The sequence below is a fragment of the Duncaniella dubosii genome (genome assembly GCF_004803915.1).
Classification (GTDB): domain Bacteria; phylum Bacteroidota; class Bacteroidia; order Bacteroidales; family Muribaculaceae; genus Duncaniella; species Duncaniella dubosii.
The window spans coordinates 3,578,585-3,598,057 of sequence record NZ_CP039396.1; the positions used below are offsets into that span (position 1 = coordinate 3,578,585).

15 protein-coding genes and 2 pseudogenes are annotated in these 19,473 nt (G+C 49.9%); 12 read left to right on the forward strand and 5 right to left on the reverse strand.

Features of this window, described 5'->3' with window-relative positions:
* The first annotated feature begins 33 nt into the window (after positions 1 to 33).
* From E7747_RS15880 to glmM, 3 genes are read left to right on the forward strand one after another with little or no spacing between them, the layout of a single operon-like run.
* Positions 34 to 1,080, forward strand: coding sequence for a DHH family phosphoesterase (locus tag E7747_RS15880; RefSeq protein ID WP_136416976.1), 1,047 nt, complete (start codon positions 34 to 36; stop codon positions 1,078 to 1,080).
* Between the two features lie 53 nt (positions 1,081 to 1,133).
* A complete protein-coding gene (locus E7747_RS15885) occupies positions 1,134 to 1,706 on the forward strand; it encodes a DUF4827 family protein (RefSeq protein WP_123613296.1) in 573 nt (190 codons plus the stop codon).
* Between the two features lie 12 nt (positions 1,707 to 1,718).
* Positions 1,719 to 3,104: a phosphoglucosamine mutase gene (glmM, locus tag E7747_RS15890; RefSeq protein ID WP_136416978.1), complete on the forward strand. Its 1,386-nt coding sequence runs from the start codon at positions 1,719 to 1,721 to the stop codon at positions 3,102 to 3,104.
* A gap of 108 nt (positions 3,105 to 3,212) precedes the next feature.
* Here glmM and E7747_RS15895 read toward each other — a convergent pair whose 3' ends face one another.
* From E7747_RS15895 to E7747_RS15910, 4 genes are all read right to left on the reverse strand, one after another.
* On the reverse strand, positions 3,213 to 4,064 hold the full coding sequence (locus E7747_RS15895) for a hypothetical protein (RefSeq protein ID WP_136416980.1): 852 nt from the start codon (positions 4,062 to 4,064) through the stop codon (positions 3,213 to 3,215).
* 571 nt (positions 4,065 to 4,635) lie between these two features.
* Entirely contained in the window at positions 4,636 to 5,886 is a 1,251-nt protein-coding gene (locus E7747_RS15900; protein WP_136416982.1) for a glutamate-5-semialdehyde dehydrogenase, read from the reverse strand.
* A gap of 86 nt (positions 5,887 to 5,972) precedes the next feature.
* Complete coding sequence (gene proB, locus E7747_RS15905) at positions 5,973 to 7,082, reverse strand: glutamate 5-kinase (protein ID WP_136416984.1); 1,110 nt, start codon at positions 7,080 to 7,082, stop codon at positions 5,973 to 5,975.
* 9 nt (positions 7,083 to 7,091) lie between these two features.
* Entirely contained in the window at positions 7,092 to 7,853 is a 762-nt protein-coding gene (locus tag E7747_RS15910) for a pyrroline-5-carboxylate reductase family protein (RefSeq protein ID WP_168185376.1), read from the reverse strand.
* On the opposite strand from E7747_RS15910, the pseudogene E7747_RS15915 reads away from it, so the two are divergent.
* The 6 genes and pseudogenes from E7747_RS15915 to E7747_RS15935 form a co-directional block, all read left to right on the forward strand.
* Positions 7,803 to 8,495 (forward strand): annotated as a pseudogene (locus E7747_RS15915) (SusC/RagA family TonB-linked outer membrane protein); the annotation flags it as partial. The gene E7747_RS15910 and the pseudogene E7747_RS15915 sit on opposite strands and share 51 nt — an antisense overlap.
* A 12-nt stretch (positions 8,496 to 8,507) precedes the next feature.
* Positions 8,508 to 10,430 (forward strand): RagB/SusD family nutrient uptake outer membrane protein, encoded by a 1,923-nt coding sequence (locus E7747_RS15920; RefSeq protein WP_394366310.1) that lies wholly within the window; start codon positions 8,508 to 8,510, stop codon positions 10,428 to 10,430.
* Positions 10,388 to 10,717 carry a hypothetical protein gene (locus E7747_RS17555; RefSeq protein ID WP_394366311.1) on the forward strand — a complete coding sequence of 110 codons (330 nt, stop codon included), beginning with the start codon at positions 10,388 to 10,390 and terminating at the stop codon, positions 10,715 to 10,717. Before E7747_RS15920 ends, E7747_RS17555 begins: the two co-directional genes overlap by 43 nt.
* A 185-nt stretch (positions 10,718 to 10,902) precedes the next feature.
* Entirely contained in the window at positions 10,903 to 12,639 is a 1,737-nt protein-coding gene (locus E7747_RS15925) for a polysaccharide lyase (protein ID WP_370275894.1), read from the forward strand.
* Positions 12,640 to 12,663: 24 nt separating this feature from the next.
* A complete protein-coding gene (locus tag E7747_RS15930) occupies positions 12,664 to 13,332 on the forward strand; it encodes a DUF3826 domain-containing protein (RefSeq protein WP_136416823.1) in 669 nt (222 codons plus the stop codon).
* A 1,176-nt stretch (positions 13,333 to 14,508) separates the two neighbouring features.
* A pseudogene (locus E7747_RS15935) lies at positions 14,509 to 16,577 on the forward strand (DUF6298 domain-containing protein).
* Between the two features lie 163 nt (positions 16,578 to 16,740).
* On the opposite strand, the gene E7747_RS15940 reads toward E7747_RS15935, so the two are convergent.
* Positions 16,741 to 18,027 carry a nucleoside hydrolase-like domain-containing protein gene (locus E7747_RS15940; RefSeq protein ID WP_168185371.1) on the reverse strand — a complete coding sequence of 429 codons (1,287 nt, stop codon included), beginning with the start codon at positions 18,025 to 18,027 and terminating at the stop codon, positions 16,741 to 16,743.
* A gap of 284 nt (positions 18,028 to 18,311) precedes the next feature.
* Between E7747_RS15940 and E7747_RS15945 the strand changes: the two genes are divergently transcribed.
* From E7747_RS15945 to E7747_RS16705, 3 genes are all read left to right on the forward strand, one after another.
* Positions 18,312 to 18,587, forward strand: a complete 276-nt coding sequence (locus tag E7747_RS15945; protein ID WP_136416988.1) for a hypothetical protein — start codon at positions 18,312 to 18,314, stop codon at positions 18,585 to 18,587.
* Between the two features lie 133 nt (positions 18,588 to 18,720).
* The gene (locus E7747_RS15950; protein ID WP_136416990.1) at positions 18,721 to 19,092 is read left to right on the forward strand and encodes a hypothetical protein; all 372 of its coding nucleotides are present in this window, start codon (positions 18,721 to 18,723) and stop codon (positions 19,090 to 19,092) included.
* Entirely contained in the window at positions 19,080 to 19,247 is a 168-nt protein-coding gene (locus E7747_RS16705) for a hypothetical protein (RefSeq protein ID WP_168185377.1), read from the forward strand. Before E7747_RS15950 ends, E7747_RS16705 begins: the two co-directional genes overlap by 13 nt.
* Positions 19,248 to 19,473 lie beyond the last annotated feature (226 nt).

Sequence of the window (19,473 nt, forward strand, 5' to 3'; positions counted from 1 at the left end):
ATCTCTAAGTTTTTTCGTATCTTTGCGCTCATTATGGCAGAATTCAAAAAACAGCCCCGGTTTCACACCGTCATCGACCCCTCGCTGATCAAGACAATCAAGCAGTATGTGCTGGTGTCGCGCGACATCGTCATAACCTGCCATGTCAGTCCTGACGGCGACGCGCTCGGCTCATCGTTCGCCTTATGGTATGTATTGAAAGCACTTGGCAAATCAGTCAATGTGGTGACTGCCGACTGTGCGCCTAAAGCGCTTCTGTTTCTACCCGGCGTGCGCGAGCTTGTCGCCGCGACCCGGCAGAATGAACGTGCGCATGAGCTTATAGCCAAGGCCGACCTTATTTTCTGCATGGACTTCAACGACCCTGCACGTGTCGACAGGCTCACCGCTCCGCTACTGAGCTCAAAAGCAAGAAAAATAGTCATTGACCATCATCTCGAACCGCGTATCGAGGCAGATGTGATAATCTCACGCCCCGAGGTATCGTCGACATGCGCGCTCCTATATATAACGCTCTGGCAGGCACAGTGGGCAAGATACCTCAACCGCAGTTCGGCCGCATGTATCTACACGGGAATGATGACCGATACCGGCAATTTCTCATACAATTCCAATGACCCGGATCTCTATCTCATCATCTACGATCTGATGCGCAAAGGTATTGACAAAGACAACATCTATAAACTTGTCATGAATACCTCGTCAGAATCTCGTGTGAGAATCATGGGCTACGGACAGTATCGCATGCAGCTCCTTTCTGAGCATCGCGCAGCAATCATCACACTGAGCGAAGAGGAACTGAAAGAGTTCGACTATAGCAAAGGCGACACCGAAGGTCTGGTCAATATACCGCTTTCAATTCCGGAAATAACCTATTCTATCTTTCTTCGTGAAGATGCCAAAGACTGCGTAAAAGTGTCCATGAGAAGTAAAGGCGATTTCTCTGTCAGCAGGATTTGCGAAGAAAACTTCGATGGCGGAGGCCACACAAATGCAGCCGGAGGAGAATTTCACGGACCGCTCGACAAAGCTTTGGAAAAACTTCTTGAAGTAATACCGTCATACGACATTTACCTCTGACCATCACTACAATCAAGACAAGAATATTTAAAAATCACGATAATAATCCATCAATGAAGAAACTTCTTTCTCCAATAATCATGCTTCTCGGGCTCGCACTGGGCTTCACCTCATGCGACGACTCAAAGAGCTACGCCGAACTCCTTCAGGACGAAAATCAGGCAGTCAATAAATTTCTGGTTCAATATCGCGTTGTCGAGACTATCCCCGCTGACGGAAAATTTGAAATCGGGCCGGATGCACCCTTCTACAGGCTTGATGAGGAAAACAACGTCTATATGCAGGTGCTTTCAGCCGGCACGGATGAAAAACCTGAAAAGAATGACCGCGTGTATTTCCGTTTCACACGCTACAACATGTTCTACTATGTGGTCGGTGGCGACAACACCCTTCTTGGCACAGGTAACGCCGACGGCATGAACAATGCTTCGACCTATTTCCTGTTCGACAACCTAACGGTATCGGAATCGACGCAATACGGCACCGGCATCCAGCTGCCTATGAAATATCTTGGATATAATGCAGAAGTGAACCTCGTCATCAAGTCGCAGAACGGCCCTACAGATGAGATTTCATACGTTGTACCCTATCTCTACCACATCCGCTATTTCAAATCAATGATATAAAATAACCAAGCCATGTCACTTATCAAGAGTATTTCGGGCATCCGCGGAACAATCGGCGGTGCTCCCGGCGACGGACTCTCGCCTCTCGACATTGTAAAGTTCACGGCAGCCTACGCCACATTCATAGCTGCTAATACGACACGCGAAAACCGCACTATTGTTGTGGGTCGCGATGCCCGTCTCAGCGGAAAAATGGTCAATGATATCGTTGTCGGCACACTGACGGCTATGGGCTTCGATGTGATCAACATCGGACCGGCATCGACACCGACTACTGAAATCGCGGTAGTAGCCGAAAAAGCATGCGGAGGCATCATCCTCACAGCAAGCCACAATCCCAAACAGTGGAATGCGCTCAAACTACTGAATGAAGAGGGTGAATTCCTCAACGACGCACAGGGTAAAGAAGTGCTCCGCATCGCAGAAGAGGAGGCTTACAAGTTTGCAGAAGTCGACGAACTTGGTCATGAATACACCAACAACACATACAATCTCCGTCACATAGAGCAGGTGCTCGCACTTGACCTCGTTGACACCGAAGCTATCCGTAAAGCCAATTTCACAGTGGCAGTCGATGCGGTAAACTCCGTTGGCGGGGTTGTCATCCCCCAGTTGCTGCGTGCACTTGGTGTGAAGGACATCATCGAACTGAATTGTGAGCCTAACGGCAAATTCGCCCATACACCAGAACCAATCCCCCAGAATCTGACCCAGATTTCATCGCTCATGGCCGACGGACGCGCTGATGTAGGTTTCGTTGTCGATCCCGACGTTGACCGTCTTGCAATCGTGATGGAAAACGGAGAGATGTTTGTCGAGGAATACACTCTTGTATCCATCGCCGACTATGTACTCGCCCATACACCCGGATCGACAGTATCGAACCTCAGTTCTTCACGTTCGCTCCGCGATGTCACCCGCCGTCACGGCTGCGAATACTCGGCAGCAGCAGTCGGCGAGGTAAATGTGACCACAAAAATGAAGGAAACCGGCGCTATCATCGGTGGCGAAGGTAACGGCGGTGTCATCTATCCCGCCGCACACTATGGCCGCGACGCACTTGTAGGTGTGGCACTGTTCCTTTCTCTGCTTGCCAAGAGCGGAAAGAAAGTCAGCGAGCTCAAGAAGACCTATCCGGCTTATGAAATCGCCAAGAACAAGATGGAACTTACACCTGAGATTGATGTAGATGCAATCCTCGCTGCCGTGAAGGAAAAATTTGCAGGAGAACAGATTACAGACATTGACGGAGTGAAAATTGATTTCGAGGATTCGTGGGTTCACCTTCGCAAATCAAACACAGAGCCGATCATCCGCATCTACAGCGAAGCTGCGACAATGGCCGAAGCCGACGCACTCGCACAGCGAATCAAAGATATTATCGCCGAGATGATCTGAGCTTCTTGACATAATGAGACTAAAAAAGGACGTTCACCGCATGACTTCCAGCAAATCATAAGGTGAACGTCTTTTATATTTCTGGCTTATATTACTGTAGAATCCTTATCAGGACTCCTTGACATCATAGAAATATTCACAATTCTGTTCTTTGACAGTCACGCCTTCCCATGTGCCATATCTTACTGTCGAAACATTCAGGCCAAGTTTTGCCGAATTGAGCGAACCGGGCGTATTATCTATTTCCATCTTTATCACAGGCGACGACTTATCAGTTTTATTCCATTGAAGCCTTGACACTGTTGCCTCAAGAGTCGAATTAACCGATGAAGCATGAGCCGAAGCGGTTATAGTCAGATCAAGGGTCGAAGCAGTGCCGGAAGCAGGAGTCCAATAAATCTCCGACTGCGGTACGGCAATCGTGAAATGATCGAGCGAACTGACCTGAAATGTCCTATCGAGTTCTTCACCAGTAGAAGAACGGCCCTTGACATTAATATCGAGCGTCACCATGCAGTCAAATTCAGGCATTTCAGCAAAGACAATATGCTGTATGTTATCAGCGATTATAATCTGGGCATCGCGACTATCCTTTTGAATCAAGTTTCCATAGAGAGCGAAGTTTACCCTGCCTTTGGTTATGTAATTGTCAAGCGAGACTTTAAACTCAAGCGTCTCCCCTGAGAAGGGTTTCTGCATGATTCCTTGACCATTGGCAATAAGATCGACAGACCTCAGCACAACTCCCTTCGGCGCTGTCATTCTGACATCCGACAGGCGGATTGTCACTTCTCCGGTAGTAGTCATCCACGAGCCGGCAGCAGGATTCGAGGTCACGTCGGATATGATTTTTACCTTAGATGTATCAATCGGAGAGAGTTCCGGACTGTCATGGTCGTTCTTACAGCCTATGGCAAGAATGCCGGCAAGAAAAATGATTGGTAAAAGCTCTTTTTTCATAGCAAAGTATCGATATTTGTCACCAATGACTCGTTGGAGAGAATTTTAAGTTAGCGTTTATAATATATAGAATGAAACGTGAGTCAACTATGTTACTTTTCTGTTTGAATACCGAAGGCGAATCATTTGAATGCATCTGTAACAATAGCAGCCCACACTCTATAAGCGCTAAAATCACCTTATGCCTGACCATGATTTTTTTACAACCTCTTAATCAAACCATCATGCGAACATAACGTTTCGCGTCTATTTCAACCAGACAAAACTCTCATGTCTTGCCACAAATGTAATTAAAATATAGGACTAATCCTAACATTCACAGCAAATCCACAGAATAAGGACAAAAAATAATTGAAAAAATATTTATCCTCAATGAACCATCTGTCGACAGCTGCGTTATAATGATATAGAAAAATTACTTTTTCCATTGCAAGAAATGTGATAATGATTGGTTTATTAACGAACTAAGGCTGTCGGGATGACAGCCTTTTTCGTTGTAAGGGCTACTGCTTTGCGAAGACGCAGCCGCATACCACCTATTATAATATAATAGCCCTATATTATAAGGGTATTACGGACGCGTCTGTCCGTTGCCGTTTATGAAATAACGGTAGGTGGTTATTTCACGAAGCCCCATCGGACCTCGTGGACCGAGTTTCTGGGTGCTGATACCGATTTCCGCGCCAAGTCCGAACTGAGCACCGTCAGTAAAACTTGTCGGAGCGTTGACATAGACACAGGCCGCATCGACCGACTGCTGGAAACGGTCGGCAGTTTCGTGATTCTCAGTAATGATACATTCGCTATGTCCCGAGCCATAGTGTGCGATATGCTCAATAGCATCGTCAACAGACCCGACTGTACGGATTCCCATTTTATAGTCCATCCACTCTGTCGAGTAAGTCTCCGCATCGGCATCGTGGAGCAATGCAGCAGGATAATGTCCGGCCAAAGCATTACCGGAGACTTCATCGGCAAATATCTCGACATTTTTTTCAGACAATCGCTCACACAGCAGAGGTAAGTCAGCCAGACGGTCATGATGAATGAGCAAAGTGTCGAGCGCATTACACACACTCACCCTACGAGTCTTGGCATTTGTGATTATATCACGTCCCAGGTCAATATCGCCGTCTTTGTCAAAATAAGCGCTCACGACACCAGCCCCGGTCTCTATGACAGGAACCCGGGCATTGTCACGTACAAAATCTATCAGCCGACGGCCACCGCGAGGTATGCAGACATCCACATAGCCCACCGCACCCAGCATGGCAGCTGTGGCTTCATGAGAGGAAGGCAGAAGACAGACACAATCAGTGTCAACGCCACATTCATCCAGCACCTTATGAATCAGCGATACTATGGCTTCATTGGAAGCAGACGCATCAGATCCGCCCTTGAGCACACAGGCATTTCCACTGCGGAAACAAAGAGAAAACACATCGAACGTCACGTTGGGGCGCGCTTCATAAATCACACCTATCACACCAAAAGGCACTCTGACCCGACGTAGACGTAGACCGTTGGGCAAAGTGCGGTCTTCAATCACCTCGCCGACGGGCGAAGGCAACTCCGCAACATGACGAATATCTCCGGCGATTGCAGTCAGACGCTTTGGCGACAGCAGCAAGCGATCGTAAAGAGGATTTGACCTCTCCATACGGGAAAGGTCTTCAGCGTTTGCCCGGAGAATGACCTCATGAGATGAATCAACGGCATCGGCCAGACGCATGAGGATTTCAGCCCTGCGGGCATCAGTCAACGACATAAGCGAGCGGGAAGCTCTCTTGACATTCGATAAAAGAAGTTTTATATCAGACATTTCTATAATTCAAATTAAAGTACACAGACCAAACCTTCCGATTGGAATAAGCCCGGCGCCCATCATTAACGAACAGTCAATGATATTCACTCGATAAACAAATAATCATAATGGACCACAGGACGGCCTCCACGCTTTCCGATAAGATCAGCGACAGCAGCACTTGAAAGCGAAGCGCGACCGACCCCTATCACATCACCGCTGTCAGTGATAAGCGTCACAATGTCGCCTTCTTCCCACTCACCGTCAATAGCTGTCACACCAACCGGGAGCAGGCTGACAGCCCGGTCGCTACGAAGAGCCGATGCGGCGTTGTCGTTAACCCGGACAATGCCTTTGGCAAAACTTCCGCTGTGCGCAATCCACCGTTTGATATTGCTCAACGGTTCGGGACGCGGCTCAAACAGAGTGTGGGGAATCGATTCTGGGTTCATAATCACATCGACCAGCACTCCGGGACGGTCGCCACGGGCTATGCAGACACTCACCCCCTCTTCGGAAAGTTTGCCGGCTATCCCACATTTAGTTCCCATGCCGCCGCGACCGAATCCGCTTTTGGATGAAACGACATTTGAACTCACATCCTCGCCGGGTCTTACCACAGGAATCAGGCGCGAATCCGGGTCGGCAGGATTTCCATCATAGATTCCGTCGACATTCGAAAGGATCACGAGAATATCGGCATCCATCATGGCTGCTATAAGCCCTGAGAGCTCGTCGTTGTCAGTAAACATCAGTTCTGTCAGACTCGCCGTATCGTTTTCGTTGACAATAGGAATCACGCCATTTTCGAGCATGGTCTGCATACATGCCCGCTGATTGAGATAGGATGTGCGCGACGAGAAATTTTCTTTCTGCGTCAGCACCTGCCCCACAACATAGCCATATTCGGCAAAGAGCGAGTTATAAAGATTTATGAGCCGTATCTGGCCTATGGATGAGAAAAGCTGTCGTTGGGCTACGGCATCAAGCTGCTTCGACGGCTTCAGTACACCGCGTCCGCATGCCACCGCTCCGCTCGACACGAGTATCAGTTCATGTCCAAGCGAACGAAGAGCTGCAATCTGGTCGACAAGAGCCGACATGTTGGTGACATTAGGCTTCCCGTCAGGGCGCGTCAGCACATTGCTGCCGACTTTGACCACAATTCGCAGACAGTCTGAAACAGAGTTTTTTTTTTTTTTTTCGTCATTCATAACAGATAGCTATTTTACAGAGGCTTTAAGTCCACGTATTACCGCAGACGAAAATCCGGCATGCTCCATTTCGTTAAGGCCACGTATAGTAATGCCTCCGGGGGTTGTCACTTTGTCAATCTCACGTTCAGGATGCGCGCCTTCGACAGAAAGCAAAGCAGCAGCGCCACGAATGGTCTGCACCACCATCCTCTGGGCTGCATCAGCCTTGAATCCTAGTTCAACTCCCCCCTCGACTGCCGCGCGGACATAGCGCATCGCGTAAGCTATGCCACACGAAGCGAGCGCAGTGGCGGCTGGCAAATGCGGCTCGTCGATAACCATAGTTTCACCAAGGCAACCGAACGCATCTACCACTTCAGAAGTAAGCTTGTCGTTGGAGTTTACCGGGACAATAAAAGTCATCGACTGCGCTGCGGAAACGGCCGTATTAGGCATTGCAATCAAAAGACGCGCATCGCAAGATTCTGACCGAGACAGCCATTGTGACATCTGAGCTCCCGTCAGACCAGCAGCTATCACGACGACACTCTGACGTTCATAATCAAGAGACTCCTTGATTTCGGTCAGTACTTTTTCGACAATCCACGGTTTGACCGCAACTATTATCAACTCTGCATCCCGACACGCTTCTATATTGTCGGAAGTCACACGCGCACCTGATTGCGAAAGAATCTCAAGCGGTGCCGAAGAGGGATTCGAGACTGAAATCCGATATAATACTTCGCCAAGTATAACATCACCTCTTACATGGGCATGACAAAAGACCAAGTTCGTCCCGGTATGCTTATCTATAAGGATGTCCGCGGTCCTCAGCAGCCCGACGGCACTTATGCAGCTCCCGACGGCATCGTCGACCGCGACAATGACCAAGTCCAGCTCTCAAGCCGTTCGAATCCCTACGGCATGACACTCAACCTCAACGCTGAGTATAAGAACTTCTCAATCACCGCTCAGCTCAGCGGCCAGTGGGGAGGATACACCACAGTTCCTTCTGCCGCTCTCAAGCCCGGCGACTCGATCGAGTATACCAACATGCCTTCGTTCTGGAATCCTGACAATATGTTTGTCTACAACGACATCTATGATGCCCAGAACCGTCTGCTCCTTGAATCGAACCGCGACGCTTACTATCCGAACCTCGCTTATTCAAGCGTCAACAGCGTTAGCTCGACATTCTGGCGCGTAAGCGCGGCATCGGTCCGTCTGACCCGTCTGACCCTCGCCTACTCTATTCCTTCGAAATTCACAAAGATGGTAGGCATCAACTCGGCACGCTTCAACGTCACCGGCCAGAACCTTCTTAACTTCCTCAATCCTTATCCCGAAAACTTCATGAGCCCGATGGCAGGCAACTACGGCAGCTACCCCAACCTCCGCAGATTCACCGTCGGTGTCAACCTCTCATTCTAATAACCACACAAGATGAAATTCAAGACATATTCAATAGCTGCAATGGCTTGTCTGGCTCTTTCGTCATGTTCCGACGACTTCCTCAAGGACATGAAGAACTATGAATCGACAACCCCCGAAGCATACAATTATTATTCAGGAGCCCTCGGCCGTCTCGCCGATGTCTATGCCCTCGCCCTCCCCTACGGCAACAGCAGCAGTGTTCCCATATGGCAAGTACCGAGCAACGGACGCGCAGACGACGAATCTAAATCGACTGAGGAATACAGCGGTTTCGGTTGCTACGTCAACGGAGAGATAACACTGTCGTCAACATCGCAGACCAACTCAGTCCCCGACTATTTCCAAGGACAGGCACGCAAGGTGCGCAACTCCACATGGGGCCGCATCCGCAACGTCAACGATGTAATCGCCGGAATCTCCGGAAGCACTCTGACAGAAGAGCAGAAAAACGAGCTTCTCGGTCAGGCTTACTTCCTCCGCGCTTGGTGCTACTACCTCATGTTCAAGTGGTATGGCGGTGTGCCCATCATCACTGAAGTGCAGAATCCCGTTCCCGGCAAGAGCACAGCCCGCTCGACCACCAGAGAGACCTTCGATTTCATCTGCGAAGACCTTGACCACGCTGCCGAACTCCTCGCCCCCTTCACTGCAAACGGCGGCTGGACATCGACCGACTACGGACGCGCTACAACAGCGGCCGCCCTCGCACTCAAGGGCCGCATGATGGTGCTATACGCAAGCCCCCTCTTCAACCGCGCCAACGACAAGTCGCGCTGGGAGGCTGCCTACAAGTTCTTTCAGGAAGCAATCCCTGAAATCAACAAGTGTGGCAACCACCTCGCATATGAAGGCAATCCCGGTGAGAACGCATCAAACTGGGCCAAGATGTTTATCGAAGACGGTATCAACCCTGAGGCAATCTACGTGGCTCTCTACAATCAGATTGCAACAGGCGGTACTCCCGACTATTCCAAGAACAATGACTGGGAACAGGGCATACGTCCCTCCAACACTCTCGGCAGCGGCGGCAAAGTCCCCTCGGCGGCTATAATCGACCTCTTCCCGATGAAAGACGGCAAGCGTCCTTCAAGCTACAACAGCTACACTGTTCTCAGCCCGTCAGCCATCGAGTATAACCCCGATCTGCCATTCCTTGACCGCGATCCGCGTTTCTACCGCACCTTCGCCTTCCCCGGTGTATGCTGGGCGTTCAACGGTAACCCGATGAATGATGAGAACCATAATGCTTACAACGGCCCGGACTATCAGCTCTGGAACTACGTGTGGTATTCTGATGCTTCAGACCGTGGTAATATCGAGAGCGGCAACACATACGGCCCTGACGGACTTATGGGCAATGTCAAGGGAATGTATGTCCGCAAGCGTACCGACGACCTCCATGTCAACACCTCGGCCCGCTATGCCTACACTCAGGGCACAGGCTTCAAGTACTCGGCAGCTCCCTACATGGAAATCCGCTATACCGAAGTGCTCCTCAACTATGCCGAGGCAGCCTGCCAGTCAGGCCACAGTGACGTAGCCGTCGATCAACTCAAGCGCATCCGCGGCCGTGTCGGCTACACAGCTGAAAACAACTACGGTCTCCAGACCGGTCTTGAAGGTAACGAAGCCGCATGTATGGCAGCCATCCTCTACGAGCGTCAGATCGAGTTTGCTTACGAAGGCAAGCGTTTCGACGACCTCCGTCGCTGGATGCTCTTCGACGGTGGCACACAGACCGTCCCCGGAGCACCCTCGACATGGAAACTCACAGGCTGGGGTGGCAACACCTGTCAGTATCTCGGCTTCGAGCCACTCAACGGAACCCGCCGCGAAAATATGGAATTCCGTGTACAGGACAAGTATAATGGCGGTCTTGGCGGTGACAAATGGGTCATCGGTGGCAAGAACCCGACCCGCTGGCAGACGTAAGCCGTCCGGCAGCTGTCGACTACCGCAACGAGCTTGAGCCTCAGCTCAAGAATCTTGCGGACTTCTACACCACTTACCTTGAGCGTGCAGTGAAGAAGGGCGACAACTATAACTCGGCTCACGCGCAGCTATACATGAACTACCAGCCGCAATATTATTTCCCCGGCTTTGCCTATGGTGTATCTGTCAACAACGAAGGTCTCGAACAGACTATCGGATGGATGGATGCCTCGACAAATGCCACTGGAACATTCGACCCCCTTGCAGAAACCGTTACTGAAAAGTAATTACAAAGATTAGATAGATAAATCGTGGGGAACGGATGGTGATTTCAACCATATTCCCCACGATTTTTTAACAAAGTTTGGAATTTTCGTCCGTTAAACTTTTTCCCTGCAGGGCAATCTAACAATCTGTATATTAACAATCCGATTTATCACAATTCTAATCTGTTTTAAAATCTGAGAAATCAATGAACCGTCAACTCACCATGTGGACTGTGGCTGCAATGATGGCAATTCCCTCTGCCATGATGGCACAGTATCCGCAGCTAACACCTGAAGCCAAGGAGTATTATCAGAAAATGATTACTTCGGCTCGCGAACACGCCGACTCAGCGTGGGCTGTCGCAAAGCCGATTGTCGAAAAGGAAGCCCGCGAAGGCCGGCCCTATGTGCCTTGGGCGTCACGTCCCGATGATCTGGTGAAAGCTACAATCCCGGCATTCCCCGGAGCGGAAGGCGGAGGCATGTACACTCCCGGTGGACGCGGAGGCAAAGTCATCACTGTCACAAATCTCAACGACAGCGGCCCCGGCTCATTCCGTGAGGCTTGTGAAACCGGCGGCGCACGCATCATTGTCTTCAATGTGGCAGGTGTCATAAACCTCAAGACTCCACTCTACGTGCGTGCCCCCTATGTCACAATTGCCGGACAGACCGCACCGGGCGATGGTATCTGCATCGCAGGCGAGTCATTCCAAGTCGACACACATGACGTGATTGTACGTCACATGCGTTTCCGCCGAGGTGACACACGTGTGCATAACCGCGAAGACTCTTTCGGAGGAAACCCAGTCGGAAATATCATGATCGACCACTGCTCGGCCGAATGGGGTCTTGATGAAAACATTTCGTTCTACCGTCACATGTACGACCCAAGCGAAGGCCAGTATAAGACAACCGAACTGAAACTCCCCACCGTCAATGTCACCATTCAGAACACTATTTCTGCAAAGGCTCTTGACACCTACAACCACGCTTTCGGCTCGACACTCGGAGGTGAAAACTGTATGTTTACCCGCAACCTCTGGGCAAGCAACTCTGGCCGTAACCCGTCAATCGGCTGGAACGGTGTGTTTAACTTCGTAAACAACGTTGTCTATAACTGGGTACACCGTTCATCGGACGGCGGCGACTACACAGCGAAGTTCAACATGATCAACAACTACTACAAACCCGGTCCTGCGACTCCGAAAGAAGGCAACATCGGTCATCGAATCCTCAAGCCCGAAGCCGGCAGAAGCAAACTTGACCACAAGGTATATGGCCGCGTATATGCCGAAGGCAACATCATGGAGGGCTATCCCGAAATCTCTGCCGACAACTGGGCAGGAGGTATCCAGATCGAAACTGACCCGAACACAGGAGAATTTACCGATTATATGCGTGCAAAGACTCCGTTTGAGATGCCTTACGTCCGCGTCACTTCTGCCGAGGATGCCTATGACTTCATACTGAAGAACGTCGGCGCTACAATCCCGACACGCGACATCATTGACGAACGCATCATCGAGGAAGTCCGCACAGGTGTCCCCTACTACGACAAGAAACTTGCCAAGAATTACAACGGTGACACTTCGGGACTCGCTGAAAAATCAAGAGCCGAAGACGGTTCGTTCAAATATCGCCGTCTGCCGAAAGATTCTTATAAAGTTGGTATCATCACCGATCCGATGCAGATGGGCGGTTATCCGGAATACAAGGGTACTCCATACGTCGATTCCGACAACGACGGCATGCCCGATGAATGGGAAATCGCCAACGGTCTGAATCCCCACGACCCGTCTGACGCAAACGGCGACATCACCGGCGACGGATATACCAACATCGAGAAGTATATCAATGGTATCAGCACCAAGACATACATCGACTGGAAGGATCTCCGCAACAACTACGATACCCTTGCAGCCAAAGGCAAACTCATGTAATCTGAAAAATCCATCAACGTTATCATGATTTACAAATCCTGTATAATCGGTCTTTTGCTTTCGGCTGTCGCCTTGCATGCAGAGGCCGTAGAGCTAAACAAGGAAGGCCGTGATCCGGCTTACGTAGAGTCAATCGTCAACCGCTCCAAGAAAATCGTCGACAAGCTCGGCATTTCCGACCAGAAAAAGGCCGACGATGTGACCACCATCATTGCCAACCGCTATTTCAAGCTCAACGACATCTACACCGCCCGCGATGCAAAGGTGAAATCAGCCAAGGAAACCCTCACCGGCGACGCGAAGAACGAAGCTGTCCAAGCCGCACAAAACGAGAAAGACGCCGCCCTCTACCGCAGTCACTTCGAATTTCCGGCAGACCTTTCGCTCTACCTCACACCCGAACAGATCGATGCCGTGAAAGACGGCATGACCTATGGTGTGGTCAAGGTGACCTACGACTCGCATCTCGACATGATTCCGACCCTCACCGACGAGGAGAAGGCTCAGATCATGGCTTGGCTCATCGAGGCACGCGAACTTGCGATGGATGCCGAGACTTCAAATAAAAAGCATGAGGTCTTCGGTAAATACAAAGGACGCATAAACAACTATCTCGCCAAGCGCGGATATGATCTCAAAAAGGAACGCGAGGCATGGTATGAACGTATCAAGGCTCGCGGAGGCACTATCTGATACCTCTTCCGTGAAATGATCGGTGCTGAAATCACGTTGCTGATATACAAGGCGCGTCGGTTTCAGCACCTGATTATATAATTATTACCCATAATCTGACAGAGTGTCGTTTTTTCAACTGCCTTTATGCTCCTCACGACACTTCGTCAAAACCTTAAAATCATGAACAATAAATTTCTGTCTGTTACCTTGGCCGGAGTCATTGCATTCGGCTTGCAGGCGCGGGATTTTCCGCTTGCAGTGAAAGACGGCAAGATCAGCTATATAGCCGACGAACTTGGCAACCGTGTGCTCGATTTCTCGACATGCGGTTATCGGAACTCATCGCAACCAATACCCGATGTCAACACCGTGGTGTTCGTTCCTTGGAAAGCGGGCGACAACACTGCACGCATACAGCGGGCCATCGACTATGCCGCTTCTCTTCCAATCGGCAAAGACGGCTTCCGTGGCGCAGTGCTGCTTGACAAAGGCGAATTTGAAATCAGCGAAAGCCTCCGCATCTGCGCGTCGGGAATAGTGCTTCGCGGAAGCGGCGAAACTGCGACAACAATCAAAAAAAACGGAGTCGACCGAGGCGCACTGCTCTACATCGAAGGTATCTACAATCCTGTCGTGACCGACACACTCCGTCTTGACGCCTCCTATATCCCGGTCAACTCCACTACCCTGCCGGTAAAATCCATCGGAAAGCTGAAGGATGGCGACCGTGTGTTTGTCACCCGTAATTCCACGGCCGAATGGATTCAGTCGGTCGGCTGTGACATTTTCGGCGGTGCGATCAGCGCCCTCGGATGGAAACCCGGCGACCTTGACATGAACTGGGACAGAAGCATAAGCTCTACCGCTCCCGGCTCACTGACAATCGACGCACCACTGACCGTCGCTCTTGACAGCAAATGGGGCGAGACACTTGTGCTTCCCTACACATGGACAGGCCGTATCTCTGACATAGGCATAGAAAACCTGTCAATGGTATCATCGTATGACTCACGATATGCAAAAGATGAAGACCACTGCTGGGACGGCATCTCGATTGCCAACGCCGAAAACTGCTGGGTGCGTCAGGTTGATTTCAAATACTTCGCCGGAAGCGCTGTCATAGTGCAAGGCTCTGCATCGAAAGTGACTGTCGAAGACTGTATCGCAACCGATCCGGTATCGGAAATCGGAGGTATGCGCCGCTCGACTTTCCTCACGCTCGGACAGCAGACACTGTTTCAGCGCTGTCTGTCGCGCCACGGCATTCATGATTTCGCCGCAGGATTCCTCGCCCCCGGGCCTAACGCATTTGTCCAGTGTAAGGCCGAAGAGGCACTTGGCTTCAGCGGTGCGATTGACGCATGGGCACCGGGGCTGCTCTTTGACATCGTGAACATCGACGGCAACAACCTTACATTTAAAAATCTCGGACAGGACAAGAACGGTGCCGGATGGAACACGGCCAATTCTGTCTTCTGGCAGTGTACGGCCTCAGAAATCGAGAACTATTCACCCGCTCCCGATGCAATCAACGTCGCGTTCGGATGCTGGGCTCAATTTTCAGGCGATGGCGAGTGGGCACAGTCCAACAACCATGTGCAGCCCCGTAGCCTTTTCTACTCACAGCTCTCAGACCGTCTCGGCCATGACGTTGATTCCACACAGTCGCGCATTCTGCCGAGAGCCACAAACGCCACCAGCAGCCCGACTGTCGAAGCGGCCATGCAGCTCGCAAAGGAAGCCTACATTCCACGTCTCACGCTTAAGAAATGGATTGAAGACGCTCCGTTCACAGCCTCTACCTCTTCCGAAGGAATCAAAAGCATTGACGACATCAAGTTCAAGGAAACCTCTATGGCCCGGACCGAGAGCCACAGCTATGATATAATCAACGGACGCATGGCTATCGACGGTGCTGTCATGACAGGCGGCCGCCATGAAGTGCCTTGGTGGAACGGTAAGATCAAATACAGCTATCTTCCCAAAGCCAAGCCACATGTCACACGCTTCGTACCCGGACGTGAGGGACTCGGACTGACCGACCGCATCGACTCAACGCTTACTTATATGGTCGACAACAACATCACCGTCCTTGACCACAACTACGGACTCTGGTATGAACGCCGACGTGATGACCACGAACGCATCCGCCGTCGCGACGGCGACGTATGGGCACCGTTCTACGAGCAACCGTTCGCCCGAAGCGGAAAAGGAACGGCATGGGACGGACTGAGCAAATATGACCTCACCCGCCCGAACGCATGGTACTGGAACCGACTCAACCGGTTCGCTGAAAAAGGTGCAGGTCTCGGCAAGCTTCTTTTCAACGAACACTATTTCCAGCACAACATCCTCGAAGCCGGTGCCCACTGGGTGGATTCGCCGTGGCGCTCGGCCAACAACATCAATGCCACCGACTTCCCTGAGCCGGTGCCGTTCGCAGGGGACAAGCGTATCTTTGTCGCCGACATGTTCTATGACGTCAACCATCCCGTGCGTCGCGACCTCCATAGCAATTTCATCCGCATGAATCTTGATAATTTTGCCGATAATCCGAATGTGGTTCATCTTATCAGCGCCGAGTTCACAGGTCCTCAGCATTTTGTGGAATTCTGGCTTGACACTATTGACGAATGGGAAAAGGAGACCGGCAAGAAAGCCAACGTAGCTCTCAGCACTACAAAAGATGTGCAGGATGCCATTCTTGCCAACCCGAAATACCGCAACATCGTCGACATTATCGACATCCGCTACTGGCACTACAAGACCGACGGCATCTATGCCCCGGAAGGAGGCAAGAATCTTGCACCACGCCAGCACGCGCGCAAGATGAAAGTCGGGAAAGTGACATTCAAGGAAGCATATAAGGCTGTGAGCGAATATCGCAGCAAATATCCGAGAAAGCCGTCACATATTATGCCCAGAACTACCCTGATATGGCTTGGGCCGTATTTATGGCCGGAGGTTCTCTCGCTGGAATTCCGGTGAAAGATGCAGATTTCCTCAAGGATGCGACCGGAATGAATATCATCGATTCGGCAAGCGATGATTTCAAGCTGCTTGGCAACAAGGACGGCTGTATAATCTATTCGCAGGGAGCAAACAGCATTCCTCTTGAGCTCACATCAGGAAAATATCGCGTCACATCCTTCAATCCAAAGACCGGTGAAGAGACCGTGGTCAACAAGAGTCTGAAACTCAAAGCGCCCTACACTTTTGAAACATCTGACACCAATGCGGTCTACTGGTTCAAGAAAATTTAAACAACTGCCACGATTGAAAAGCTGACTTCACGTTACTACATAGGGTCAGAGAAAATAAAGTCAATATAAAAGACAAGGCCACGAAAAATTTCGTGGCCTTGTCTTTTATATTGACTTCTTCAGATCTTATATATGATAGGTATGGCAGACAGAAAACGGCAGTCTAATCCTTCAGCCAGTTCCAGCGCTCAGCCCAATCCGAAAGCACATCTTCACGCCATTTCTCTACAGTTGCAGCACCCTGCCACTTATCACGAAAAAGAGACTTGTCAGAGCTATCCGACCACCAGTTTCCACCGAGTACATAGCTATCCTTTAGCTTTTCACCGGGCCATTGCGGAGAAACAACTATGCTGCCACGCAGACCGTCCATCGCAGGAATCAGAGGGGCAGAGAGTCGATATTCAAATGTGCCGGGAGCTTTCGGGGCATATCTTACAGCATACTCCCATCCCCCGAGATAGACACCATCCCAACTCTGACCGTCGATTGTCATTTTGAAAGCGACAGCGCCTATAGGCACAACACCGGCTATACCCTTAAAGCGGAACTCAGCGATTGAATATACGGGGACAGTGTCGCGGGTAGTTGTCATATATGTGAAAACCGTGCGCGGACTGTGGGTTATACGCTCAAATTGGCCACCCCACGACTCGGCATCGGGACGCGAGGAATCTCCGTTCATCATGTAAAGCAGCGAAGGAGTATCGCCCATCTTGACATTTCCGTCGTAATATGATTTGAAATCCTCGCCAAGCGCACCTGCCCCACTGATGGTCCGATCGTAATAATGCTTGTTGAAGCGGTCGTCGCGTTTAGCATCGCTGATAAATCCGCGATACGACGCATTGTTTTCAATCATCCATAAGTCCGGGAAATTCTCCGCGATATAGCAGTAAGCGTTAGCACCCCACTTCTTGTTCGGACCACCAATCCAGTAGACACGGATTTTAGACATGATATCGGGAGCATCGTGAAGCGCCTGAGCCACATCTTCGAGCGCACCCCATACGAGCACATAGAGAGGTCGTGAGTCCTGCCGTCTGGCAGCCTCTACAATAGCCGTCGATCCATCGGTCGGAGTGCTGAATCCACAGTAAGGAGCCATGCTATCCGCTCCCTGACGGCAAAGCGAACGGAGCGAGTCAGGGCTGAGCAAACCGGGCGCACGGGAAGAAAGCCGTGGATAGTCCTTCTCATAGACATCAATCATCCTCATAATCTCCGACTTCGAACCGTTGCCGAAAGATGGAGTCGAGACAAGCGCCTCAATGTCAAAAAGATCGTTATACATAAGAAGATGAGCCATCGACTGGTTATCGTCGGCATCCGTACCGCCTATATCCGTAGTGACAAGAATGCGGTGACGCTCAGCAGCAACTGCCGCCGAATACGACATAAGCGACAGAAAAATGGAGAAAACCAGACTGGTGATTGATTTGCGATTCATTTCGTTTCTATATTGCATTTAGTTTTAATATGGTATTGAAATTAACATGCAATTGCACATTTCCGTGCAATATACTGTGTTAATGGAGTCTGTACAAAATTACGAAAAAAATCATTATTTTCAAAAACTGCAAAACTCATTGGACCATTCCTGTAATTATATATATTATCCATGTGAACAAGCTTATTAACGCTAAAGCATGACTATAAATCAGCATCAGATTATCGCATTTTTAATGTCACCATTTTCTATGGTTTTGTAAATTGTGTAACTTTGTGCCTGATATGAAATACTTAACCTTGATTATACTTACATTGGTTGTCGGCATGGTTTCATGTAAACGTTCAACCGACCATACACAAATCCTTGCAGAAGCTGAAAGGATTGCATATATCTTCTCAGACAGTGCGTTAGCATTGGTAAACGACATCGAGCCGTCTGATTTTAAGGAGGATTCACTGAGAGCGTTGTATCATCTTGTAACAGCTTCGGCACATAAGGCCAAGGAAAGCTCAATGGTGTCGGACTCTCTAATCCGTTTTTTCTTTCGATTATTATAGAGATCGCGACAATAACCGTTTCTTGCAAAGCGGCGACCTTTATGCCTTGTATCTTTTCTGGGTAGGTGACGGAAAAAGGGCCTTGGGATTGCTTGACTCCATAGTTGCGCTTCCTGATATACCACAAAGACTAATGATACAATTACTCCAATCAAGAATCGGAATCGGTGGAGCTGAATTTGACAGCAAAAAAAATCTCAGATACATAAAACGATTACTTGAACTGGACAATGATTCGGCCAATCAGATTGAATACACGTATCAGCTATGTGAAAATTATCAGTACGCCGGACATGGCGATTCCGCATTGATTATAATTGACAGGTTGATTGATCACGCCCGCATGAATCATCTCGGAAATGAGCATTTTAAGTATACCTATGAGAAAGTCGGTATTTTAGAAGAAATCGGACGATATGACGAGAGCAATGCTCAGGTGGATTATATACTGCAACACGCCCCTCACAATTCTGCAATACCCTACCTACATTTATGGAAGCTTTGAATTATTTCAATACGGGAGCATTCGCCAAGGCAACACACGAATTGGCGATAGCCGACAGCTGCGCCAAAGACAGAATCGATGTGGACAATAATTATTACGAAAGTTTTGTCGGTCCTCTCAGAGAATTTCTTGAGTACAGAAAAATGGCAGGATAAAACTAATCCAGCTGGCGACACTGAACAATAGCCAGCGCGACCGTTTCAACCGGATGGAATCAACACGATGGGAGACCGAACAAAACGCACTGCGACAAGAAACCGTGCGTTGACATTGAAGGCTCAGAATGAACGCAACACCGCAATCCTGATTATTGTCCTGCTTGCATCCATAATCATAAGCCTTGGAGCTGTATGGAACATACAGAAACGCAAACGAAAGACC